At 37.4% G+C, this 25047-nt stretch carries 24 protein-coding genes and 2 pseudogenes; 10 read left to right on the top strand and 16 right to left on the bottom strand.

Annotated features, from left to right (window positions below):
- Positions 1 to 88: 88 nt before the first annotated feature.
- Positions 89 to 562, bottom strand: a complete 474-nt coding sequence (locus ACUW85_RS07800) for an Rrf2 family transcriptional regulator (protein WP_069286530.1) — start codon at positions 560 to 562, stop codon at positions 89 to 91.
- Positions 563 to 662: 100 nt separating this feature from the next.
- Between ACUW85_RS07800 and ACUW85_RS07795 the strand changes: the two genes are divergently transcribed.
- Complete coding sequence (locus ACUW85_RS07795) at positions 663 to 1511, top strand: SDR family oxidoreductase (protein ID WP_182023091.1); 849 nt, start codon at positions 663 to 665, stop codon at positions 1509 to 1511.
- A 198-nt stretch (positions 1512 to 1709) separates the two neighbouring features.
- Complete coding sequence (locus tag ACUW85_RS07790; RefSeq protein ID WP_048728285.1) at positions 1710 to 2084, top strand: pyridoxamine 5'-phosphate oxidase family protein; 375 nt, start codon at positions 1710 to 1712, stop codon at positions 2082 to 2084.
- Between the two features lie 353 nt (positions 2085 to 2437).
- Here ACUW85_RS07790 and ypfJ read toward each other — a convergent pair whose 3' ends face one another.
- Both ypfJ and ACUW85_RS07780 read right to left on the bottom strand, forming a co-directional pair.
- Positions 2438 to 3475, bottom strand: a complete 1038-nt coding sequence (gene ypfJ, locus ACUW85_RS07785) for a KPN_02809 family neutral zinc metallopeptidase (RefSeq protein ID WP_182023090.1) — start codon at positions 3473 to 3475, stop codon at positions 2438 to 2440.
- Positions 3476 to 3952: 477 nt separating this feature from the next.
- On the bottom strand, positions 3953 to 4735 hold the full coding sequence (locus ACUW85_RS07780; RefSeq protein WP_182023089.1) for a hypothetical protein: 783 nt from the start codon (positions 4733 to 4735) through the stop codon (positions 3953 to 3955).
- 170 nt (positions 4736 to 4905) lie between these two features.
- Here ACUW85_RS07780 and ACUW85_RS07775 point away from each other — a divergent pair, with 170 nt between their 5' ends.
- Complete coding sequence (locus ACUW85_RS07775) at positions 4906 to 5238, top strand: transposase (protein WP_149256567.1); 333 nt, start codon at positions 4906 to 4908, stop codon at positions 5236 to 5238.
- 46 nt (positions 5239 to 5284) lie between these two features.
- Here ACUW85_RS07775 and ACUW85_RS07770 read toward each other — a convergent pair whose 3' ends face one another.
- Both ACUW85_RS07770 and pdxS read right to left on the bottom strand, forming a co-directional pair.
- Complete coding sequence (locus ACUW85_RS07770; protein ID WP_149256568.1) at positions 5285 to 5944, bottom strand: nitroreductase family protein; 660 nt, start codon at positions 5942 to 5944, stop codon at positions 5285 to 5287.
- Between the two features lie 311 nt (positions 5945 to 6255).
- Positions 6256 to 7113, bottom strand: coding sequence for a pyridoxal 5'-phosphate synthase lyase subunit PdxS (pdxS, locus tag ACUW85_RS07765; protein ID WP_149256569.1), 858 nt, complete (start codon positions 7111 to 7113; stop codon positions 6256 to 6258).
- Positions 7114 to 7255: 142 nt separating this feature from the next.
- On the opposite strand from pdxS, the gene pdxR reads away from it, so the two are divergent.
- The 5 genes from pdxR to ACUW85_RS07740 all read left to right on the top strand — a co-directional run bounded on the left by pdxR (position 7256) and on the right by ACUW85_RS07740 (position 11626).
- Positions 7256 to 8644, top strand: a complete 1389-nt coding sequence (gene pdxR / locus ACUW85_RS07760) for a MocR-like pyridoxine biosynthesis transcription factor PdxR (protein WP_182023088.1) — start codon at positions 7256 to 7258, stop codon at positions 8642 to 8644.
- Positions 8645 to 9250: 606 nt separating this feature from the next.
- Complete coding sequence (locus ACUW85_RS07755; RefSeq protein WP_205713578.1) at positions 9251 to 9511, top strand: hypothetical protein; 261 nt, start codon at positions 9251 to 9253, stop codon at positions 9509 to 9511.
- On the top strand, positions 9477 to 9875 hold the full coding sequence (locus ACUW85_RS07750) for a DNA/RNA non-specific endonuclease (protein WP_259345341.1): 399 nt from the start codon (positions 9477 to 9479) through the stop codon (positions 9873 to 9875). Before ACUW85_RS07755 ends, ACUW85_RS07750 begins: the two co-directional genes overlap by 35 nt.
- 529 nt (positions 9876 to 10404) lie before the next feature.
- The gene (locus ACUW85_RS07745; protein ID WP_182023087.1) at positions 10405 to 11166 is read left to right on the top strand and encodes an NAD-dependent epimerase/dehydratase family protein; all 762 of its coding nucleotides are present in this window, start codon (positions 10405 to 10407) and stop codon (positions 11164 to 11166) included.
- A gap of 88 nt (positions 11167 to 11254) precedes the next feature.
- Positions 11255 to 11626: a general stress protein gene (locus ACUW85_RS07740; protein ID WP_182023086.1), complete on the top strand. Its 372-nt coding sequence runs from the start codon at positions 11255 to 11257 to the stop codon at positions 11624 to 11626.
- Between the two features lie 140 nt (positions 11627 to 11766).
- Here ACUW85_RS07740 and ACUW85_RS07735 read toward each other — a convergent pair.
- The 10 genes and pseudogenes from ACUW85_RS07735 to ACUW85_RS07690 all read right to left on the bottom strand — a co-directional run.
- Positions 11767 to 11916, bottom strand: a pseudogene (locus ACUW85_RS07735) (IS3 family transposase); the annotation flags it as partial.
- 6 nt (positions 11917 to 11922) lie between these two features.
- Positions 11923 to 12672 (bottom strand): annotated as a pseudogene (locus ACUW85_RS07730) (AraC family transcriptional regulator); the annotation flags it as partial.
- Positions 12673 to 13300: 628 nt separating this feature from the next.
- On the bottom strand, positions 13301 to 13741 hold the full coding sequence (locus ACUW85_RS07725; RefSeq protein WP_149315367.1) for a hypothetical protein: 441 nt from the start codon (positions 13739 to 13741) through the stop codon (positions 13301 to 13303).
- Position 13742: 1 nt separating this feature from the next.
- Positions 13743 to 14561: a cysteine peptidase family C39 domain-containing protein gene (locus tag ACUW85_RS07720; protein WP_149315368.1), complete on the bottom strand. Its 819-nt coding sequence runs from the start codon at positions 14559 to 14561 to the stop codon at positions 13743 to 13745.
- Positions 14536 to 14937, bottom strand: coding sequence for a GIY-YIG nuclease family protein (locus ACUW85_RS07715; RefSeq protein WP_149315369.1), 402 nt, complete (start codon positions 14935 to 14937; stop codon positions 14536 to 14538). The genes ACUW85_RS07720 and ACUW85_RS07715 overlap by 26 nt, the downstream gene beginning before the upstream one ends.
- 60 nt (positions 14938 to 14997) lie before the next feature.
- Positions 14998 to 16188: an NAD(P)/FAD-dependent oxidoreductase gene (locus tag ACUW85_RS07710; RefSeq protein ID WP_149315370.1), complete on the bottom strand. Its 1191-nt coding sequence runs from the start codon at positions 16186 to 16188 to the stop codon at positions 14998 to 15000.
- 348 nt (positions 16189 to 16536) lie between these two features.
- Positions 16537 to 17139 carry a CadD family cadmium resistance transporter gene (locus ACUW85_RS07705; protein ID WP_149315371.1) on the bottom strand — a complete coding sequence of 201 codons (603 nt, stop codon included), beginning with the start codon at positions 17137 to 17139 and terminating at the stop codon, positions 16537 to 16539.
- 286 nt (positions 17140 to 17425) lie between these two features.
- On the bottom strand, positions 17426 to 18808 hold the full coding sequence (gene rlmD / locus ACUW85_RS07700; RefSeq protein WP_220456889.1) for a 23S rRNA (uracil(1939)-C(5))-methyltransferase RlmD: 1383 nt from the start codon (positions 18806 to 18808) through the stop codon (positions 17426 to 17428).
- 261 nt (positions 18809 to 19069) lie between these two features.
- Complete coding sequence (locus ACUW85_RS07695; protein WP_149314826.1) at positions 19070 to 20206, bottom strand: ArgE/DapE family deacylase; 1137 nt, start codon at positions 20204 to 20206, stop codon at positions 19070 to 19072.
- 10 nt (positions 20207 to 20216) lie between these two features.
- Positions 20217 to 20690: an S-ribosylhomocysteine lyase gene (locus ACUW85_RS07690; RefSeq protein WP_048728807.1), complete on the bottom strand. Its 474-nt coding sequence runs from the start codon at positions 20688 to 20690 to the stop codon at positions 20217 to 20219.
- A 188-nt stretch (positions 20691 to 20878) separates the two neighbouring features.
- Between ACUW85_RS07690 and ACUW85_RS07685 the strand changes: the two genes are divergently transcribed.
- The gene (locus ACUW85_RS07685) at positions 20879 to 21412 is read left to right on the top strand and encodes a transcription repressor NadR (protein ID WP_259345339.1); all 534 of its coding nucleotides are present in this window, start codon (positions 20879 to 20881) and stop codon (positions 21410 to 21412) included.
- Between the two features lie 109 nt (positions 21413 to 21521).
- Entirely contained in the window at positions 21522 to 22088 is a 567-nt protein-coding gene (locus ACUW85_RS07680) for a hypothetical protein (RefSeq protein ID WP_149314824.1), read from the top strand.
- A gap of 68 nt (positions 22089 to 22156) precedes the next feature.
- Here the strand turns inward: ACUW85_RS07680 and mgtA are convergent, their stop codons facing one another.
- Positions 22157 to 24802, bottom strand: a complete 2646-nt coding sequence (mgtA, locus tag ACUW85_RS07675; RefSeq protein ID WP_149314823.1) for a magnesium-translocating P-type ATPase — start codon at positions 24800 to 24802, stop codon at positions 22157 to 22159.
- Positions 24803 to 25047: the final 245 nt, after the last annotated feature.

The following is a 25047-nucleotide window of genomic DNA, read 5'->3' as shown; positions in this document are numbered from 1 at the left end:
TTCCAAAGAATAAACGGGTTGTTTAAAGCTTTATGAGAAACCTATCATCATAAATACCACCTACAAGTATTATCGACTTAGCTTATTTTTATAAAAATCGTTGAAGTATTTGCTTGGTTTCTTCGTCGTTTAATTCAGATTGATTGGCACTTTGAGAGACGGAATGGATAATATCTCCTAAGTTGATTTGTTGCATCTCCAATTCGACGCTACGTTGCAATTGATCATATTTTTCCGCTAAAACACCCTGGATATTACCGCCTACGATACAGGCAGGTGCTGTTTTCTCATCTACACGGAATATTTGCTGTTCTTCATCGATAGCTTGATAAATATCATAAAAAGAAATATTTTCGGGATCTCTGCCTAACTTTGGATTTGCCTTACCAGATTGGCTAGTAATTAGGTCGGCCTTTTTTAGGCTACTCATAATGCGTCTAACAGAAACGGGATTAGCATTCACACTTTTGGCAATCACTTCACTTGATAAGTCTGTACCTTGAAGCATCTCGATATAAACTAAAATATGAATAGCATCACTAAACTTTACAGAATATTTCATCTGAATATCCCACCCCTTTTCTCTTGACTTATTATAGCACATACACTACGATTAACCTGTAACTTTATTTATTACAGGTTAGAAAAAGGAGTGTTTATTCATGAAATATTTAGTAACTGGCGCAACAGGTGCCTTTGGTGGCCACGCATTAGACAAATTAAATACATTAGTTCCCGTATCAGATATCCACATCTTAGCACGTAGCGAAGAAAAAGCTGCGCCACTTGCTGAAGCTGGCTATACAGTACACATCGGCGATTACTTAGATAAAGCATCTTTAAAAGCTGCCTTCACAGGTATTGACCGCTTATTACTAGTTTCATCAGCACCTGGCACTCGTCAAGAAGAACATCAAAATGCAATTGATGCAGCCAAAGAAGCTGGCGTTAGCTTTATCACCTATACTAGCTTCGCCAATGCAGACCAATCTTCTGCTGATCTAGCAACTGACCACCGTTATACCGAAAAAGCCATCAAAGCATCCGGCATTCCTTTTACAATTTTAAGAAATAACTGGTACTTGGAAAATGAACTACCGCTAGTAGGTGCAGCTTTAAACAGTGGTGAACTATTATACACCGCTGAAAATGGTAAAGCTGGTTGGGCATTACGTCGCGAATATGCTGAAGCAGCTGCGATCGTTTTAGCTGGCGAAAAAACGTTCCCTGAAATCCTAGAATTATCTGGTAAACCAGTAGACTACGCGACTTTAACTAAAGCACTAGCAGAAGCAACAGGTAAAGAAATTGCCCCTCTAGAAACTAACGACGGAGCATTCGTTAAAAATCTAACTGACAATCAATTACCAGAACCAGTAGCAGGCTTCTTCCTAGCGATTCAAGGAGACATCAAAAATGGTGTATTAGATGTACAATCAGACGACTTTGAAAAAGTATTAGGCAAACCGCTAACACCGCTTGTGGACGCCTTTAAAGAATTACTTCAATAATTCATATCATTCAATAAACCCTTCTTCAAAAAAAATCAAAAGACCCTACTAGCTAGCCATAACGGTCACTAGTAGGGGTTCTTTATTGAAAATAATCTTCATTTGTCTAAAATGCTTACATAAAGTTTAAGACAGTAGTCCTGAGTAAGGTGGTATAATAACGAGATAATATAATTGAATGATAAGGAGATCATGACTATGTTTACTGAAAAATTTTATGATGTATTAAATTATGAAGGTGCCGTTTCTATCACCTCTTGGGGAAACACTGACCCACATGTTACATGCACGTGGAACTCCTACTTAGTCACTAAAGAAGAGGATATTATTCTAATCCCAGCAGCAGGTATGACATCAACTGAAGAAGACCTTGCAGTAAATGATCAGTTAATTTTAACCTTAGCAGCCCGCCAAGTAGAAGGCTTTAACAACTACCAAGGAACCGGCTTCCGCATTAATGGTAAAGGCGAATTTCTAACAGAAGGCCCATACTTTGACGAAATGAAAGAAAAATATCCTTTCATCCGTAAAGTATTACAAGTCACCGTATCAGACCTAAAACAATTGCTTTAATACCTACCTTTAATGAGCTTTTCGTCAAATCAGGCTGATGAGAAAATTTCCAAGTAATCATTTGATTGCTTAGTTTTTTATATCTTTAATTTTTACTATTTATTGAATTTAATATTTATTTTCCTTATCCAATCAGCCCTAAAGTTGCCTGCGTGCTAGAGAGTTCATGAAAAATATACATTTGTTGTTAAACTATACGGGCCCCCTGAAGCTAGCAGACAAAACTAACTTTAGGAGGCCCTTATCTATTATTTATTTTTTAATTCCGTACTGTTCATTTTTGTTTAAGGAACAGTCAAGATAAATCCATTTTATCCATCGATCATTGAAACGCTAGGAATATCATGTCAAATCTATAAGCTATCGTAGCTTATATTGTAGGTATCCCATTGTGACAAGTCGCCTGCTTCTAACCCTTTCTTAAACCATTTTTGCCGTTGCTCAGCAGTACCATGGGTGAAAGAGTCGGGCATCGTACGGCCATAAGCTTTTTCTTGCAAGACGTCATCACCAATGTGATAAGCTGCGTTTAATCCTTCTTCAAGGTCCCCTGCTTCCATCCAATCATTCTCAACGACGTTATGTGCCCATACACCAGCAAGATAATCAGCTTGTAATTCCATCCGTACAGTCCATTGATTTTGTTCAGTTTGACCTACTTCAGACTGAATTTGTCTAACCTGGTTGGAAAGGCCAAGTTGCTGTTGGACATGGTGACCTACTTCATGGGCGATTACATAGGCCATAGCAAAATCACCACCGCCTCCATAATTTTTAACAAGTTGATTATAGAAATCTAAGTCGATATAAATAGTTTCATCCGTTGGACAATAGAAAGGTCCAACTTCAGATGTATTATACCCACAAGATGAATTCACAGCATCCTCAAAGATGACCAAATCTGGCGCCTTATATGTATATCCAGCTTCAGAAAATGCTTGTGTCCAATATTCTTCGGTATCATAAAGGATAACAGAAACAAATTCAGCCAACTCATCTTCAGTAACTGTGTCACTATCTGTGGATCCAGTCTTTGGTAAACTGACTTGACTATTAGGATTTGCTTGAATTTGCGTATTCGATTCCATTTGTCCTGGTAATTGTACATCTACCTGACTGGTTTGATCGCTCGATTGATTATTACTTGAACTAGACTGGTTGCCACCTAATAAAGATGTCCCACCAAATACAAAGAATATAATCAGCATTAAGATAATCGAACCGCAACCTAAGCTTCTGCCTCCAGTTGAAGACCCGCGACCACCTGGAAGCTGAATAGGTATTCTACCTCCGGATCGCCCTTGTCCCAAACCACCTAACCCACCACTTCCGGTGTTTCGACCACGCAAGTCTTTTACATTACCACTACGTTTGCGCCCTTGCCATTTCATGGAAATACCTCCTGTCAGTTTTCTCCATTATATCATATGTGATATATTCCATAAACAAATGTAATGTAAACGTTCCCCACAATTAAACATAAAATAATCGTCAAAACTAGTGTCACCCGTAAAAATACTGAAGCATCTTTTATTGAACTATTACGAAAAAAGTCAATTAAGCAGTAAAAGCTTCGAATATCATATACACGTTCAACACTTTTATCATTTCCATTAACAGCCTTATATTATCAAGTTTTTAATCAACCATCTTTGTCAACAACACCATCGCTTCAACATATTTTGAGATGAATTCATAGCTGTCAAAGGACAATCTCCATTTTCTTTTTTTACTAAATTCTCTTTGAGGGGACATATCTACTGTGGACTTTCGTATGTTGGAAGATATCAGTTCCTTTATCCGATTTGAAAAATTGCCTCCGACAGTTGGAATCATGTTTGTCCCGAAAAAACTTGTCTACTCAGTTTTTATTCTAGCAAAGAATGTATTACTTTAACAATGGTCAATCCGTAATCAACAAAGAAGCTTTTTTGTTCTTCCGAATAGGTTTTTCTTTCCGATATTGCATCATCTGTGGCATGCCTAAAACAATGCATTTTATTTCTATAGCTTTTTACTTCATCGTTAGAAATATAATCAAAACAAATCGTAGAATAATCAAGTTCAAGAAACTTACCGTTCTTCTTTAATAAACTTTCTATTAAATTTGCTATCTCTGCAAGTTTTTCATCTGTACTCATATTATTGAATGATGCTTGTCGGTTTGATATCTCAATAAACTTTTGATTGATTGAATCATCTATATCAACATAGGTTGATTTCTGTTCAAATGTCAACCTTGCAACAAATGTTCTTCTGACAGCATATCGAACAGTCCCATTATCATCATGTCCCTCTGCAATAATTCTGTTCCTAATTTCTCCATAAGTAAAGTCCCTAGGTGCAACAGGTGGTCGTGCCAATAATCTAGGAAATTCTTTTATCACATATCCTACTTTGTATAAATAATACGACATAAGATAAAACCAACATTTATTTTCACTGCCAGAAAAATCTACATCTGGCTGGCATAATTCCCTAAACTTTGTTATCGCTTCCTCTGCATCATACACCTCAAATTCATAATCTTCTACTTCCGTATACCCACTAAATTTATTGTAAACATTATTAACGTTCTCAATCGAATCGTAAAAACGATAATGATATTCATTCTTTTGTATATTTTGGAAGTAAAAATCTTTTAAATGCATACTGTCACTCCAATTCTTTTGCTCAATTTCGTAGTGCACCTTCAGATAATCATCACTATAAATTCTAATTTATAACGTTACTCGGACTCATTACCGCTCTTTATCTCATCACCATCTGGTAAAGTTCAAAGCTCGATGATACAAGCATTATCCTTAATCAAGGTATTGTATTGCTAAAGCAATTAGGCCAAGCGTATCGCTTAAAAAACTGGAAACGATTCGAAACCACCCTGATTCAAGCGAATCAGCTGAAGATCTCATCAGGATTAAAGCGTGTCTTAAGAACCTTTAGAAAGTATCAGAAACCTATCCACAATTGTTTTGTTTACACAGGTTTGACTAATGGTCCCTTAGAGGGCATCAACAATAAGATTAAAGTACTAAAACGGAATGCCTATGGCTATCGAAACTATAGCCATTTTAGAGACAGAATCTTACTCATGACTCGTCTTTATGAACCCGAATCAAAGAAAAAAGATCAAGCAACGTTATTCGTCGCTTGATCTTAGCATGATCCTTCATCAACCTTATTTGACAAAGAGCCAATTTTTATGCTAGAAAGTTAATTTTAGAATTCACATCATAACGTGTTGATTCAAGTGGTTCTTCGCCTGGTTTACCAATTGAAATTGCCATAATAGGCACGAAACGCTCATTATCAAGGTTTAAAGTTGCAACTAAGTCTTTTGAATTATAGCCTGCCCATGCATTCGCTTCATATCCGTGTGCTCTAGCAACCAATAATAATTGCATTGCTAACATTGAACTGTCTAAGGTAGCATCTTTAATTAAAAAGTCGCGATCAGCTTTCTCATACATTGGTAAAAATGAATTGAAGATGGCGTCTAATTTTTCTTTGGTAATTTTGCCCTCTTCATACACTTTGGTCCAAACTTCGCGATAAACTTTATGTGAGTGAGTATCGCCTAATATAAAGATTGTAACTGGTGCTGTTTCTAATTGGGGATAGTTAAACGGCATCGTGACTGCTTTGACTTTGTTACGAGCTTCTTCATTATCAACGACGACAAAGTGCCATGATTGTAAGTTACATGCGGATGGTGTAATTGTCGCTTCATCTAACATTTCGACGATTTCATCACGACTGATATTTTGACTAGGGTCAAATCGACGGCATGAACGACGATTGAATACGATATCTTTATAGTCATTATTAACATAATCTTTTACTAAAAATTTTTCTCTCATGAAAACACTCTCCTTTTCTTATAAATTAATTTTATCGCAAAGCTGGTGGGTTTACAATGAATTTGTGAAAAGTTTAACAATCTATTAAAATAAATATGAGACCAAGCAAGAAGATTTATACTGTGATTAAAATAAAGATTTTTAATGAACCTTTTTGCTTTTATTGAGCGTTTATATTTAGATACAGCAGAGTGGTATTAAGTAACTCCTCGATAACCCCCCACGGAAGAAGAGTTTCAAGACGGCCTAGGACAAAATAAAAAAGTCAGTAGAACAATCCCACTGACTTTTGAACCCCTTGTTTTTAATGGTTAACGGTTAGACATGATGACTTTAATTTCGTCTTCATTAATACCTACCATCGCTTCGCCTAAATCAGTTGAGATTTCGACTAATTTGGCAGCATTTTTGTAATTGGCTACTGCTTCAACTACGGATTTGGCACGTTTTTCTGGATTACCTGATTTGAAAATACCTGAACCAACGAAAACGCCTTCAGCACCTAATTGCACCATTAAAGCTGCATCAGCAGGTGTTGCCACCCCACCAGCTGAAAAGTTCAACACTGGTAATTTACCAGTATCATGGACTTGCTTTAATAAATCATAAGAGACGCCTAATTCCTTAGCTTGGTTAAAGAGCTCATCATCTTGTAACGAAGCCACATAGCGGATTTGTTCATGGATTTTTCTTAAGTGGGTAACCGCTTGACTGACATCCCCCGTTCCTGCTTCACCTTTAGTACGAATCATTTTAGCCCCTTCTTGAATACGGCGTAAAGCTTCACCTAAATCTCTAGCGCCACAAACGAAAGGAGTTTCAAATTGTTGTTTATCAATATGATAAACATGATCAGCTACTGATAAGACTTCTGACTCATCAATATAGTCAATTTGTAAACTTTCTAAGATTTGAGCTTCGACAAAGTGACCAATTCTTACTTTCGCCATGACTGGTATAGAAACTGCTGCTTGAATTTCTTTTATCATTTGAGGGTCACTCATCCGACTAACACCACCAGCAGCTCGAATGTCTGCAGGAACTCTTTCTAAAGCCATGATCGCTACGGCACCAGCTGCTTCAGCAATTTTAGCTTGCTCCACATTTACCACGTCCATGATTACGCCACCAGCTAATTGTTTATGTACTTCTTCAATTGATCGTTTCATTTTGATTGCTCCTTTATAAATAATGTCTTCACTTTAACAGTCTTTTGGATGTTTCTTAAGATGCAAAAATGGATATTTTTATGGGTCCAGATAGTTTTTTATGTATAATGAATAAAATGAATAATACGAGGGGAGAGAAAACATGTTTACGGTGAACTTTAACGAAGACCAACACCTCTACTTACAAATAGTTGATGAAGTCATCCGGCAAATTGCCCAAGGACATTTAAAAAGTGGTGACCAATTACCCTCACGGCGGGCCTTGGCAGATCATTTAAAAGTCAGTCTTAATACGGTCATTAACGCTTATGACCAACTGACTGATGAAGGCTATATAGTGCCGAGGGAAAGATCTGGCTATTTTGTGGATTTACTTGCAATTGATATGTTGCCCTCTGAGGAAATTGAGACAAAGCCACTAAAACATGAGCATGCTAAAATAAGTGAAGCCAGCCAATATACTTATGATTTTCACTTTGCCAACCGTGATATGACTACTTTAAAACCCAAACAATTATTGCAGTATGCACCCGACGCTCTAGCAAGAAGCATGGTTAATTGTAATTTAAAAGAAGACTTGGGTGCGCTCCCTTTACGATTGGCTATTGCTAATTATTTACGTAAATACCGGGGAGTGATGACTTCAGCTGACAATATCATCATTACAGGTGGTCATAAGGCTAGCTTACAGACGCTATTTGCCTTATTAGGCGATTCAATCTATGCCTTAGAAGATCCTGGCTATTATAAAAATTTAGATGTCTTTACAGACTATCAGCAAAAGACGATTCGAATTCCAATTGATAAATATGGTTTCTCAGTTAAAGATTTGGAGACTACATCAGCTAACATCGTGATTACTACTCCTAACCATCAGTTTCCCACCGGCATTATCATGGGGATGCGTCGACGTCAGCGTTTATTAAAATGGGCCTATCAGGCAGAAAACCGTTATATTATTGAAAATGACTACTATAATGAGTTCCGCCTTAAGGGCCGTCCTGTTCCTGCTTTGACTAGTCTAGACGACCAAGAGCGTGTCATTTTATTAGGGGCCTTTCGTCAAAGTATGGGGTCAATTTTTAAGATGTCTTATTTAGTTTTACCCGATCAATTAATGAATAAATTCCATCAAGCTAAATTAAAAACCAGTGGTATTTCCAGCTTTGAGCAATATTTAATGACTGATTTTCTCAATTCTGCCCATTTCCCTAAATATATTAATAGCCTGCGGACTAATTACCGTCGTAAGGAAAAAGCGGTTCTAGCAGCGCTTCACCAAAGCCAACTCCCCCTAACCATTAAGGAAGCAGGGGCTGGACTTTTCTTTATTATTAACATTGAGGGTGAGATTCCACCGACTGACGTGATTCAAGCTAGGCTAGCTGAAAATAAGATCCGCTTACAACCGGTCAACCACTACGCTAAATTAAAGAACAGCTTCGACCAAAGTTACATTTTAGGTTATGCTGGGCTAGAGCTTGATGAAATTGACCAAGCTATTCAAGCTTTAGTCACTATTTTTAAATAAAGCAAAAGACTCAGTAAGTCAGCGAAAAGCTGACATACTGAGTCTTTTAATTTAGGATAAAAGAAATTCAACTAGGTAAACAACGATTACCGATACCGTCATAACTGCTAAAGTCACATAAGGAATATAAAATAAACATAAGCCTACATGTTCAAAACTATCAATGTAGGCTATGAATTCAAGCTTATATAAAAGCTCTAAAAGTAATGGTAAGTGCACCTATACTCAAGCGCTGACTACTTCCTTCATAAGTTTGATAATTTCCCTATCCAACCTAACAGCCTTACTCTAATTGACCAGTTCCCACAAACATACCCCTGTTTGCATAATAAAAAGGAGTCACTTAATCTTAAAATTAAGTTTACTCCTTTTAATATTAGTGGAAGTTTTTATGTTGAAATGGCAACAGTTTTTTTGACAAATTTTATAATGTGCAGAACTTCTTTCCGTATACTATTCCGATTGTCCTTGACAATGAGCCTCCTCGGATGTGACGATCTTCGGCAGGAGCTAACAGTTAAAGTTAGACTGCCTCGCTAGCGTTCGCACATCCGAGCTCATTATCAAGGATTCGCTGCGCCAATTTCTGGTTACGGTAACCAACCGGTGTCTCGTAGCCAAGTGTACCGTGCAACCGAAGCAGTAACAGAAGAAATAAGGGCGTCCAGTTCTATCAAATCTAGCGTTGAGGTGGCTTCTGTGGTTACCGATACGAAAGAAAGTAAAGAAAATGAAGAAGTATATTCAGAGTCGGTAGTTCCTTCAGATGCTTCTGAAAGTGCCGAACCCCAACCGTCGGTATCTTTTGATGGCTATGCATTAATCGAAGTATATGGAGGGGAATTGTCAGGATATCGGTTTTGGTGACAGGGAATATTGGGCCTACACAAATGAATTTGGGCAATTGGTTCGGGTTGTTGCAGCAGAAATCATTTTGCAAGATGATGCCACTGAACCGGTTAATTCCAACGGACGCTATTACGATGACGAAGCAAACGTTTCGGGTACAGAGAATTCAAATCTTGATCAAGGGCACGTCATCGCCGACTCCTTAGGAGGTGTGTCCAATGCCTATAATATTACTCCACAAGACAGTGTGCTGAACCGTCACGGGGATCAGGCTTATATGGAACGAAACATTGTGCAAGCAGGTGGGGCTACTAATTTTGAGGCTATCATTACCTATCCAGATACAACTACACAGGTTCCAAGTTCTTATAAATACGCATAAACGATTAATGGGTACCAAGTAGTAGATGAATTCCAAAATATTAACCCAGATGAATACAACGCAGCACAAGGGCTAACAAGAGAAGACAGCTCACCTTCTGGCAGTTCCGGAATAGCAACATTCGCTGCACCCACCGAGACTGCTGGAGGAGATGTATCTGCTGTAGATACGAACGGCAATGGCCAAGTCACGATCCAAGAAGCAAAAAATGCAGGGTACGCTATGCCCATTTATAGTGATCATTGGTTGTATCCGTACATGGATGACCGAGATGGGGATAGACAAGTCGGCGAATAGCTGTTAGAAATCTCATAAAATAACTCATGCGTAGTCGGTAAAAATCAGTGCATTGCGAGTCAGTTTCTAAAAATTATAATCCGCTAAGTATAACCTTATTTTTTTTAGCTATACTATCGCCCTTGCAAAGGTTATCTTTTGACTTTTTCTGAGAGGTTTCATAAAGTTAGAGAAAAGTAATTCATGTGAATAACTGCGATGTTTGTTCTATTAAAAACAAGGAGGTTACACCATGGACAAGATTATGATCACCGGCGCAAGCGGTAACATAGGCAAAGTCTTAGTAAACCATCTTAAAAAGAGTTACGAGTTGACTTTGGTGGATAACAATTTCTATGACGTTAGACCGGAGCTTTTGAAGGGCACTATCGTCAAAGAGCTCGACTTGACCGTTAGCGAAAATTGGGAGGGTCTATTAGAAGGAATCGACTATGTTATCCACTTAGCGGGTAATCCTTCCCCCAATGCTGCGTTTGATGATTCATTGATTGAAATGAATTACAAGATGCCTTACTATTTATTCAAAGAAGCCTCAAAGAACGAGAACTTCGTTAAGCGGATTATCTTTGCAAGCTCTATTCATGCTGTAAATGCCTATCCGAAAAATGTGCAAGTGTCTGTCGATGATCCAGTCCGGCCAGGAGATCTGTACGGTGTCTCAAAAGTCTACCAAGAAAGCCTTGCCAGCTATTTCGCCTTTATAGAAGGGCAAGAATCAATTGGCATTCGTATTGGTAATTTCAATGAAAACCTTCATGACCCGATTGTTGATGAATCCGGGCTGTCCGAATACCTTTCCCCGCGAGACCTTTGCCACCTAGTTGAATGCGCTATCAGGGTTACGCTGACTGAACCGTTTTTATTGGTTAATGGGTTGTCGAATAATAGATTCCCGCGTCTAGACATTTCACAGGCAGGGACAGCCATCAGTTACCAGCCACGTGATGATGCCTTTGCACTGCAGGGCTTCTTTACTGACGAAAATAGAAATTAATTCTATCAAATTCTCCAAAAAAGAGCGCTGCTGTATATAAGAATCCATATTTCACTTGTTAAGTTTACTACGTATTGAGGGGGACCTTATGGGAGAAGTTATAGAAGGACTTTATGCAACGTCGGAAGATGCTAGCCTTGTTATTGAGCGGCTTAAGAATCAAGGTTTTTCCTCTTCTGATATAACGGTTATAGCAAACGCAGTTATATATGGTAATTTTAGTGACATAGTAGATGCAGATGTAACTATACACTCTCGTACAAAGAAAGATATTGAAGATTCTATATGGGAAAAAGTTAAAGGGATTTTTGTAAAAATGGATCAAAAGAAAGAAGCATGTGACTTCACAGGTTCCACACAGACGGAAACAAAGCCACTATTCTCTTTTAATAAAGAAATTAATGCGGGAGCTGTAGTAATCTTAGTAAACGAGGAGGCTGACAATACTATAAATAAATGACAACTTAAATAATGAAATGGCAACAGTTTTTTTGAAAAATTTTATAAGGTGCAGAACTTCTTTCCGTATGCTATTCCGATTGTCCTTGACAATGAGCCTCCTCGGATGTGACGATCTTCGGCAGGAGCTAACAGTTAAAGTTAGACTGCCTCGCTAGCGTTCGCACATCCGAGCTCATTATCAAGGATTCGCTGCGCCAATTTCTGGTTACGGTAACCAACCGGTGTCTCGTAGCCAAGTGTACCGTGCAACCGAAGGTGGTTCCACCAATTGACATAGTCTAATAACTTATAACTTGAAGACGGAAACCACTCTGAGTATATTCTACCCCATACATTTTGAAGTGTCTCTGGGAATGGTCCAATCGATTCAAATACTGCCCAGGTACAAGCATCAATTTTTAATACATCAAATTCTGCTATTTCATCACCTGAAATTGCTACCCCGATGTAATGATCCAACTCGCCCTTTTCTTCCATTCTTCCTTCTGAAAAATTAGTGGAAGCACTAATAATACCCATTGGTTCTACATTTGAGATTGCTTTTAATTGTTTAATAACCTCCGGTGTTAAAAATTCGGTCATTTGTGCAATCTCTTGATTGACACCTTCAAAAATAATTGGGACTCTCTTCTTAAATCCTACTAACTTAAACGACTCTTTCTCAACAATACGATAGTTCATTTCGCATCCTCCTTTAATTGATAATTGAAAGGTCATTCGTGGATAAGCTTTTAATTGTGTATTCTCACTCCTTGCCTCAGAAGGGAGAATACCATGCAGGGAATGAAAAGCACGGGAAAATGAATCAGCCGAATTATAGCCATATTTGACGGCTACATCAATTATTCTCAAATTTGTATCTTTCAAATCAAGAGCAGCCAGCGTTAATCTTCTTCTTCGAATATATTCTGATAAACCTATGCCTGATAAAAATGAAAACATCCGCTTAAAATGATACTCTGAACAGTAAGCAATTTTAGATACTTCACTATAGTCAATTTCCTCTGTTAAGTGCTCTTCAATATATGCCAATGCATTATTCATACTTCTTAAAGAATCCATTGAACAACCTCCTTTCATCATCAACATTATCAAAGGGTGCGTTTTTCTATCCGACAATCTGTGCACAATATAGTCGAGTCTGTTTCATAGTAGGATAAATATTTACATTATTGCAGACAGGAAACATATCGACTAAATCACAAAAATAAATTGATTTTTGGTGCTTGCTCATAAGCCTTACCAGATTTGTCTCTTGCAGCATTCTTTAATCCAAATCCGATACCCATTTCAATCTAATTTAGAACAAAGATACATTCTTATTAAAGAATGAAAGAGACATTTAGTTTTGCAGCACCCAGCATAACAAAATGTCTCTCTTAATTTTGAGTCTTAACTACGTTTCCAAGTTTCTGCTCTATCTCAAAACTCACGAATTGTGTAATTATTACTTCAAGCAATTTTTATATATTTATTAACATCAAAACTTCACGACTTTAGCCACTCAGCTCACTCCAATATGCTTAGCTTCTTCGGATTCGTTTATTGGCAGAACTAATTGTTAATTGCGCCGCTGAAAATTTTTGTTAATAAACATACTGCTTCACTGTATTTAAGGTGAAAAATATCGAATTAAATTAATATTTCGACTATATAACATTAGTTAATTTCATCATTCATTAATAGGAATCATTATATCTAAAATATTCTTAGATTTATAGTGTTCTATCATTGGAAGTGACCAATTAATATGACCCCCATATTGACTGAAAAGAAAATCATATGCAGGGCTAATCTTCTCATAAAGTTCGGGCACATCATATTTAAGTCTTAACCTTAAATAATTTCCGCCCTCAAACTCAAATTGGTTTAAACCATATGTATCATCTCGATCACTTTCAAGGACTACGGAACAAACTCTATATACTTTATTTTCATCATAATCTAAACCAAACATTTTTCTGCCGGTTAAGGAAAGGAAATGTGCTTCAAATAATGGCCAGGCTTTTTTTTGGCTCTCAGGGTTATTTGGTACCTCCATATAAAATAAGTTCATTTTATCTATGACGACTCTTTGTAAAGTCCCTATATCAATTTTCATGTTATTATCCATACTAATCTTCTCCTTCAATTTGTAAACATAATGCCTTAAATTCTTCATCAAGTTGAGCAATTTCTTCAAGTGTATGTGCTAAATTAAAATAATCTTCTTTAAGTGTAGATAAGTGTGCTTGTCCAAATAATTCAGCCAATTGTTCTTTAATTTTTGATTTATTTGAATCGTGACTTTTCAAGAACTTACTTATATACAAATTTCTGGCAGAAGCCAATCGAAAACTAAAAAACTGAAGAATTTGTTTTTGTTCTTGATTCAGTCCATTATCTCTTACTGCATGGGCGAATTTTTCTATAACATTGTTTTCACCTTTTTGGTATCGCTTTTTCATTATTAAGGATACTTCATGAAATATTTTTTCAGAGTTGGGAGTTTTAACTTTTTTGAACTTACCCCACATTGAAAACGAACCGCGTTTGTAATCTATCAAATTAGCTTTCCAAGCTTCAATAAATTCTTTGAATACTATTTTCATACATGGATAACCGGCAGGATCATGTAAATAAACGAACTCTTCGTCCACATCATAAATTGATACAAAATGGTCAACACCACTTAGATTAATTGAGTTAGGGTTATACGTTAAATATCCCATATCTATTGGGCCAGCAACAACTGATCCATAAGTTAAAAGGTACTTTAGTTTTTCCTTTATTTCATTCACCTGGATATTATTCAGGCTATTTGTGAAAAACTCCTTGTAAGTAAAACCCAAGATTCTTAAACTATTACTTATTGACACATCTGGCAATCCATTATCAAAGAATACCAGAGGGTGTTTAGAATCGTTGCTAACGATACTCGCACCATTGCCCATGACCATTTACTTTATTTGTTAGGTTTCGAGGCGAAAAAATGTTAAATAAATTTATTAAAGTGTTTTCGCTCGCGAACGCTTCTCGTTCTGATAACCAGTAATTTAAAATTACTTTGTTAATCGTAAATCCTTCTGCCTTAATAGCTCTGATTTTGTTAATTTTTAAGTCTTCAGTTTTATCTTCACTTTCTAATAGCAGTTCTAATTTTTTATTAAAGGCAGCTTTCTCATGATTAAAGACTCGTTGGCCTTTCCCTTTACCGATGTAGAATATCTCATCCTTATCGTTCCTAATATCAACTAAACAATAAATATAGAACTCTTTACCTTTGTTTTTATTTAAATATGATAATACTTTATCTGAAAATTTTTCCATAAAATATTCCTCTTTATCATCTTTTTCAATTCTGAAGCTATCTAGTAATCAACAAATCAATTAAATAGGCTTCAACATCTTCGTTAGCTCATCTAATTTTTTCGGTGGGTTAACAAGAATTTCACGGGCCTTATCCATATCAACTTTCACATTATATGTTAAAATTCCAGATGGTTTGCCTTTAAAAAGATAATATACAATATAACCTCCGGCAACTTCTTCAATAATCGCATCATCACGGTTGCGACTCATTTCACCGACACCTTCAATTGAAATATCTAAGACATTCGTATAAGAGAGTGGTGCACCATGATTATAAACTTCTTCAGCGCCCGTCATGTTTCGTCCCGCTACTTTCCCAGAATACTCCGCTTGCTCTTCATGTTCAAAACGATTACGTCCTATGATTACATCTGGATAATTCAACACATCTCCTGCTGCATAGATATGTTTGTTGGAAGTTTGCAAATACTTGTCAGCAATGACGCCATTACCCACTTCTAACCCAGCTGCTTCTGCTAATTCAACATTTGGCTTTAATCCAATTCCTAAAACAAGAATATCCGCTTCCAATACAGCGCCATTCTCTAATGTAAGACTCACCTGATCGTCTGCTACACTGTAACTATTAGCATAAGTATTGTTTATCAAAGAAACGCCAATATCTACAAAGCACTGTTGAAATTCTTTAGCAAGCATTCTTGGTAGTCGTTTTTCATTTAATACTTCATTAGGAAAAACAAGCGTCACATCCATATCATTCAGCTTTAGACCTGCTGCAAGTTCTGCCCCAACCCAGCCTCCTCCAACGATAATGACCTTGCTCCCAGGTTTGGCTAATTTTCGGAGGTTTCGGTAATCTTTTAAGTTTCTTAAAGCTAGGACACGCTCGCTCTCCAGCCCATCAATCCACTTTGGAGCGCCACCCAGTGAATAAAGCAATTTTTCGTATTGATAGATTTCTCCACTCTCAATCTCAATCGTTTGTTGATCGGCATTAATTTGCTTCACAGTTGTCCCAGTTAGGATATCAATCGATTCATCATCCGAAATATTATAATATATCGTTTCTTTTGGATAGTCTGGCTCTGTCCAAAATTCTTTACTTAATGGAGGACGATAGTAGGGTTTGTCAGTTTCTTGCGTGACTATCAACAATGTCCCTTTACGGTCATACTTACGAATTTCCATTGCGGCATTGGCACCAGCCATCCCGCCACCTAATATTATATATTTATATGAATATTGCATAAATCATGCCTCCCTTTTTCTCTTCCTACATATATTACCAAAATTCTTCTTAAATGTTTTTGTATACGCTATATTTCTTATTCTCTCTCGAATTAGATCTACGATTGTCTCAGTTATTCAAGTACAACCCATTAATAAAATATCAGCTTATTTATTTCCCATTTAGAGAATAAGAAAGCTGTGATCCATAATTGTTAAAAAATATACATAAAAATGAGACACAAAACGATGCTAATTATATTGCATCGTTCTATGCCTCTTTCATATTCCGGTTGTGTTATATGTATCTAAGCTCAACCTTATATACTTTAATGGTATATTCTACTTTCCGTGAAGCTGCTTAAAATTCTATGCAATCAGTGACCAAAGATGTTGAATCGTACCATTCTCTAACAGAATAAAAATACCCAAGCCGATGAAAACGACTGGTACGATGACTTTTTCGTAACGCTCAACTACTTCACCAATCATAGGAACCGAAGCTAATCGTTTGGATAAATAACACAAGGTAAAAATCCCAATGATAAAAACAAGGATCACAACCATGACTTCCTGGAAGGACATTCCAGTAAAGTAAGGAATATAAATCCCCAAATTATCTCCGCCAAGGGCAATGGTCAGAGCAATCACACTCGCAACTTCTGACTGTCTATGCGACATCTTTTCTTCTAAGTCCTTTTCATCTACATCTTCATCGATGAAGATAGCCCGAATCCCCAGAATCAAAGGAAGTAAACCAAGTAATCCGATCACCCAATCTTGTGGAATAAAGTTCAGGAAGTACGCTGCAATGAGACTAAAGCCAACGAGCAACCCCGTTCCAATATATTGGCCAATATAAATTGATCGTTGTTTACCCGTATTCATGGTAGAGAAAAGAATCGTTAAAACAACCAAATAATCGATGGACGTAGAGATAAAAACTAACATTGAAGATATAATTATTTCCATAAGCCTCCCCTTTCAATATGTTTATTAGAATTGGTGGTTTTCACACAAACACATCAACTTGGCCAAAGCCAAGGGAGAATGTTTAATAAATTGCTTCATATAAAACATCCAACTTTCATATTTTTTTCACGTGACTCATATGCTTTCTAAACCAACGTTTCTGAAGTCGCTTTGTTCCCTCATGAATTATACCGTTAAACATACAATGTTTCGGCCACTCAGTTTGCTCATTTTGCTTGCCTTCTTGGAAAATACGTGCATGGGTAGGAGATCTACTTCTGCGAAACTAACGTTTCTTCTCAAGTAGTGTCACTGTCTCAACATGCCAAGTTTGTGGGAACATATCTAATGGTTGAACTTGCTCGAAGTCATAGCCTGCTTCTACGAATTTTGCGATGTCTCGTGCCATAGTTGTTGGATTGCACGAAACATAGACAATCTTTTCTGGGTTAGCTTCAATTGTTGATTCGATGAAAGTATCATCTAAGCCTTTACGTGGTGGGTCTACAACAACGACGTCCGGTTGAACGCCCGCTTTGACCCATTCACCCATTACCGTTTCAGCTTGTCCTGTTTCAAAATGGACGTTATCAATATAGTTTAAAGCTGCATTATTCTTGGCCATTTTAACCGCATCAGACACAGCTTCTACCCCATATACTTGTTTGGCTTTTTTAGCTAATGCCATGGTAATTGTACCAATACCACAGTAGGCGTCTACTACTGTTTCTTCACCTGTTAGATCAGCCGCATCAATCGCTAATTGATATAACTTTTCAGCTTGAGGTGTATTAATTTGGAAGAATGACCGACTTGAAATATCGAAGGTGAAATCAAACATCTTATCCTCGTATTTATCCACACCATATAGCACACGTTGTTTACCTGACATTACGACATTTGTTTGTTTAGTATTCGAACTCAAGACAATAGACACAACTTCTGGTACTTTTTCAACAATTTCATTTACAATTTGGTCTTCATTCGGTAGATCTTTTCCGTTAATTACAATAATGACCATCATCTGGTTTGTATAGTAACCCTTACGGATCACAATATTACGTACTAATCCTGAATGTTTAACTTCGTCGTAGCCTTTCAACTCATGTTTATTAAAGATATCTACAATTTTTGCGATAGCTTCATCAATGCCTGGCAATTGGACTTTAAAATCTTCCACAGGGATAATCTCATGTGTATTTTTCCGGTAAAAGCCTGAATACAATTTCCCTTCATTATCAGTACCGATAGGAATTTGTGCTTTATTACGGTATTTAAATGTATTTTCAGAACTTATAGTAGGCAGTACTTTACGCCCTTTAGCTAGACCAAAACGACTAAAAGCATTCTCTACTTGTTTTTGTTTAAAAGCAAGTTGGGATTCATAAGTCATATGTTGCAGTGGCATTGTACCCACTTGGCTTGATACCTTATCCACAATGTCTACCCGGTCCGGTGAATCCACTGTTCGCTCCATCATTTTTCCATAGCCAAACTTTTTACCCACAGAAATGGCCTTAATTGTCCCCACTTCACCTGGTAAAGCATCCTCTACGAATAGTGGATAACCATCCACTTTAACCACACCTAATCCTTGGAAAGTAAGGTCTTCAATTGTCCCCTCAAAAGATTCGTTCTTTTGAATCGGCGTTGTATATTTTTGTTTCATATTTATCATCATCCTTTTTCATTGTCTCCACCATTTTACCATGTATACCCTTGAAATACTTGAGAAAACAACAAAACGCCAACACCCAAGTGCCAGCGTTACTAATCAAATATTTTTTATAATGTTTTTCTTAACCCATCAAATAAATGAGTGTATCAATCTTATCGCCAAAACAGGTGTCATTATGCTTACCCATTCTGTTACCAAATTCAATTTTCTTGGTTCATAATCTAAGTGAATTTTAGACTTAAAGCCAAAGGATTACTTCAAGTATCCTTTATATATGTTCACATACTTATCGATGAAGTCCAAGTATTGGTCCACTTCAATAGATTCGTCTAAGGTATGAGCGCTATCAATCCTACCTGGTCCATAAATAACAAAGTCAAATTTGTTATCTACATTGGTAAAGTTAGACCCGTCAGTTGCACCACTTAACCCGCGGTTTTCCGCTTGTGGATCTTCTACCTTAATTAAATCTACTAATCCAGAATCATTATCTCCATCTGCATATTGGTTGTTTTGTAACAAGTTCAATTCTAACATACCTTGACCGTTAGCGTTAATATCTTCAATCACGTCATTGAAAATGCCAACCACAACGTCATTGCCTACTTCAGGAATTGTCCGTGCATTTCCTGATAGGACTGTATATTCAGGGACTGAGTTGATTTGGTTGCCCCCTTCAATCATGGTGAAGACATTCAACATTTTACCTAACATGTCGTTTTCAGCTGTCGTAGCCGCTTCATCAATCTTGACATTGGTCTTGTTGATAAAATCGTTAATCAGCTGAATGGTGTTAACCCCTTTTTCCGGTGTAGAGGAATGGGCAGCACGTCCGTGGGCGATGACTTGATATTGGATTGATCCCTTGTGTTTGGTGTTGTAGTAAGGAGTAGATGGTTCGGCGATAATCATGCCGTCAATATCCTCTGTATAACCTAGGTCAGTTAATTGTTTAGACCCAAGCATACCGATTTCTTCTCCAACACAAGCTAGTAAACGAACTGTCCCACTAAAGACTTGGCCTGATTCTTTTAATTCGATCATGGCGATAATTAAAGCCGTTAAACCAGCTTTCATATCAGTTGTCCCACGACCGTACATTACACCATCATGAATTTCAGCACCATATGGTGGGTATGTCCATAAGTCAGGATTTCCAGCATCTACCACATCCATATGGCCTGATACGGCTAAAATCTTCCCATCTTCTTGACCTTTTAATTCTGCTACCAAGTTAACACGACCATCCGCATATTGAATCAATTCCGATTCGATACCATGTGCTTCAAGTAAGTTCTTGTAATATAGGGCGACAATTTCTTCATTACCGTTTGGTGTTTCTAATTGGATGACATCTTGTAGAATTTTAATTTTCTCTTGTTTATCCATAGAAACCTCCCTAATTAAAGACTTTACGCTCGAATGGATCTACTGAGAACCCTGCTTCTAAAACGTCTTTTGCATACTGTTGCGCACCCCATAGTGAATGATCACGGAAGTTACCACATTCAACGCGTTCTGTCCCTTGCACATCTGACCATTTAGCCGCTAAGACATCATTCAATACTTTTGTCATGGCTGTTGCCACTTCCTCAACTGATGGTGTTCCCCAAACAATCATGTAGAAGCCAGTACGACAACCCATTGGTGAGATATCGATAACCCCTTCTAAATAATCGCGCGTATAAGCCGCCAATAAGTGCTCTAAAGTATGAATGGCACTTGTTGGAATGGAATCTTGGTTTGGTTGCACAAAGCGGATATCAAACTTGCTTAATTTGTCCCCCAACGCACCTGTCTCAGCACCTGCAACACGCACATACGGTGCTTTTACTGCATCATGATCTAATGTAAAACTTTCTACTTTTGCCATAATAATAATCTCCCTTATCTATCTCTATATTGGTCTCGGTAAATTCTCCTTATCATTTTATCATTAATTTCCCGGCTTTCAAAGGTATCGAGATTATCCCTTACCGGAAGAGTGCGTAACTCCAGCTTGTTAGTAGCCAGATGAAAACCTATGCTATAATCAACGAAAGATCTAAAGGAGGCCCCACCATGAAAGCAACCCAACGACGAGACTTACTGATTCAAACCTTGAACCAAGCCACAACGCCCCTGAAAGCGACTAGCCTTGCCAAAGAATTTGGTGTAAGCCGCCAAATCATTGTCGGGGATGTCGCTATTTTGCGGGCGAGTCACCATGACATCATTGCCAGTAACCAAGGTTATCTCTTAGCCGATAAGGCAACAAGCGTGGATGAAAGTCGCTACCGAGGCAAAATCGTCTGCCAACATTTAGCTGACCAAGCTATTGAGGAATTAACTATAATCGTCAACCATGGCGGTTACGTTGAAAATGTCGAGGTAGACCACCCTTATTACGGGTTAATTAAAGCCAGACTACAAATTAAGCATGCAAGCGATATTCAAGACTTCCATGCAGCCATGGATAAATCAGCCGGCACAATGCTGTCTTCTTTAACCAACGGCATCCACCTGCACACTATTACAACGTCTGATGAAGCCACATTTGAAGCCATTAAAGCCGACTTAAAAGCTGTTGGCATTTTATTAGACGAAAGTATTTAGTTTACACTTTCAAAGTTTGGATTATCTTCCTCGTCAGTCTTTACACCTGTCTTGACACCTAAAGATATTTTGCGTATGATTAACTCAACAAATTTGGGAGGAAATTATCATGCAAAGGAATCAAGTGTCTAAGCGCACACAAAATTTAACTATCACTGGTTTACTTACCGCTATTGGGATCTTTATCCCATTAATTATGCCCTTTAAAGTCGTCATTGGACCTGCCTCTTTTACCTTAGGTTCTCATGTCCCTGTTGACATGTCCATGTTTAGAAAGCCTTCAACAGCAGCTATTGTCGCAGTCGGCACTACTATCGGTTTTCTAATGGCAGGTTTCCCAATCATTATCGTGGCTCGTGCCCTTACCCACTTAATTTTCGCAACTTTAGGCGCTTATTACCTAAAAAAAGCACCAAATACCCTGGTAAAAATTGGCTCAAGAACAGCCTTTAACTGCGTGATCAACACCATCCACGGTCTTGGCGAAGTGGCGATTGTATATGCTTTGACTACGGCTGGCGTAGTCCCACCATCAGATGGTTTCATGTATACTTTAATTGTTTTAGTCGGTATCGGTACCTTGATCCATGGAATGATTGACTTTGAAATTGCCTATCAAATTACCAAAGCCATCGAAAAAAGAGCACACCTTGGTTTTGCTCAGGTAGCTTTATAAAATTGACACAAAAAAGAGAGCAGCCGCTCTCTTTTTTCTTGCTATTTTCCAAATATCAATAGCTGCCATTATAGTAATTCGCCATGTCGTTTCACATAGATATGTTTCACGATTTGTACTAATATCAAATACAAAACGACTGTTACGGCTAATAACCCCCAGAAATGGCTTGGTAATGCAGCTAAGCCAAGTGCGTGACCTAAACCTGTATAAGGTGCAAATGAACCGATTAAGATACCAATACCTGTAATTGAAAGTACTACTTTTGATGGTCGACTTTGAATAAATGGGATTTTTGGTGTGCGTAAAGTATACAAAACAAGCGTTTGTGTCCATAAGGAAAGCACAAACCAACTAGATTGAAAGATCGCGATAAATAAATCTTGTTGACCTTCGTTTAAGTTTACAAATTGTCCACCAGCAATACTTGGTGCTATAAGGAAAAATGTAACGATAAATGTCGTGACATCAAAAATGGAACTTGTTGGACCAAACCATACCATAAATTTTTGAATGGAAGAAGCTGCCCACTTTTTAGGTAGGTATAAATATTCTTTATCTATATCGTCCCATGGTAATGACATTGACGCAATTTCATAAATTAAACCTAAGAACAGCAATTGAATAGGTAGCATTGGTAAGAATGGTAAGAAGATACTAGCAATCAGTACTGAGAATACATTCCCAAAGTTAGATGAAGTAGTCGCTTTGATATACTTCATGGTATTACCAAATACTTTTCGTCCTGCTAGAATCCCTTTTTCAAGAATCATTAAGTCTTTTTCTAGCAAAATGATATCTGCTGATTCTTTAGCAATATCCACTGCGTTATCCACAGAAATGCCCACATCAGCTGCTCTTAGTGCTGGCGAATCATTAATCCCGTCACCTAGGAAGCCTACCACATGACCATTTTCTCTTAGAATCGTCACTAAAGTTGATTTTTGCGTTGGATTTAATTTTACAAATAAGCTGTGTTTTTCAGCAATTTCTCCTAGCTCTTGATCTGTTTTATCCACTAATTGATCACCTGAAATAATGTGATCTGTAGGAATACCTACTTGCTCAGCTACAGATACCGTCACTAGTTCGTTATCACCTGTCATAATTTTCACATTAACTGCATGATCATTTAAAGCTTTAATAGCTGCCTTAGTCGATGGTTTTGGTGGATCTAGGAAGGCTAAATACCCAATAAGCACCATTTCACTTTCATTTTTTACTGAGAAAGCATCTACAGGACTAGGGTTTGTTTTTTGGGCAACGCCTAGTACACGTAATCCTTGGCTATTTAATTTAGCAACTTGAGCTAATACTTTTTCTCGCACTTGGTCTGTCAACTCAAGTATTTCACTCGCATAGTCCACGTAAGATGATACAGCCAACATTTCTTCGATCGCACCCTTAGTGATCATTTGCGTTTTACCCGCTTGGTCTTCAACCACTACACTCAGTCTTCTACGCTCGAAGTCAAAAGGAATTTCATCTACTTTTGTATAAGCGAGTTTTTCACATGCTAATTCATCTTCACCTGCTTGAATAATCGCTTTATCCATAAGGTTACCTAAACCAGTTTGATAATAGCTATTTAAATAAGCATGGCGTAATACACGTTCACTTTCTTCCCCATCAATATTTAGATGGTGTTGCAGCACAATATTATCTTGTGTTAAGGTACCCGTTTTATCTGTCACTAATACGTCAATAGCACCAAAGTTTTGTATACCTTGAAGGTTCCGTACAATCGTACCCTCTTTTTTCATATCTTTAGCACCCTTAACTAGGTTTGTTGTCACAATCATTGGTAACATTTCAGGCGTTAAACCTACCGCAATGGAAATACCAAATAGTAAAGCTTGTAACCAATCACCTTTTGTTAAACCGTTAATGAGGATCACAATCACTGCCATCAAACCCATAAAGCGAATTAATAATAGTGACGTCTTTTCAATACCTTCATCAAAACTTGTTTTGATAGGTTCATTGGCAAAGGCATCCGCAATACCACCGAATAATGTATTATTCCCGGTTCTTACCACCACACCTTCACCGACACCGCTCACTACTTCACTTCCAGTAAATACTAGGGTAGCATAATCTGTTTCAGTAGTAGGTTCCTCTATTTCATCCAGTGCGCGTTTCTCAACAGGGTGACTTTCACCTGTTAATGAAGTCTGAGATACGAATAAATCTTTACTGTTTAGTAAACGAATATCCGCTGGAATCATATCCCCAGCTTTTAACCGAACTGAGTCACCGATTACGATATCTTCCGTTCTAATTTCTTGGTACTGACCTTCCCTCTTAACTGCCGATGTCACTTCGACCATAGATTCTAATGCTTCTACAGATTGATTTGAACGGATAGTTTGAATCAAAGACATGGTACCACTTAAGATAATTAACACCACAATAATAATTGGTCCTAGAATTTCCCGTTCAGCAGCTTCTACAAATACATAGTCTGTTAAAAATGAAATCAAAGCTAAACTTAATAATACGAGTGTAAATGGCGTGAAATAAGCCTCAAAGATATAGCGCCATAAACTTTTCTCTGTACCATAATCTATTCCATTATCGCCGTATTCAGTTCTAATTTGATTTGCTTCGTTTTCTTTAAAACCGTCTGCTTTTACTTTAAACACTTCTTTTATTTCTAAAATAGGTTTACTAGCTAGTTCAAAGTAACCTAATTTATCTCTGTTATTCATCATTGTATTCAATCCTTTCTTTCACACGATGCTACTTCCTCACATTAGTCTAAACTGTAATCAGCCACCTAATGTTCTGGAAAGGATGCAAAGAAAGTCTTTAACCATTGAATGAATGATAAAAACAACTAAGAAACGATACACCTTTTTACCCTTAATTTGTCAAATTAAGTGCAACACAGTTTTATAAAAGATTTCATAAGGTGTTTTCCAATTCAAACATTTTTTGGGACGTGTATTTAATTTCG

The sequence above is a fragment of the Aerococcus sp. 150760013-2 genome (genome assembly GCF_053627715.1).
The sequence above is the reverse complement of the archived record's forward strand: the minus strand, read 5'-3'. Positions and strand labels throughout refer to the sequence as shown.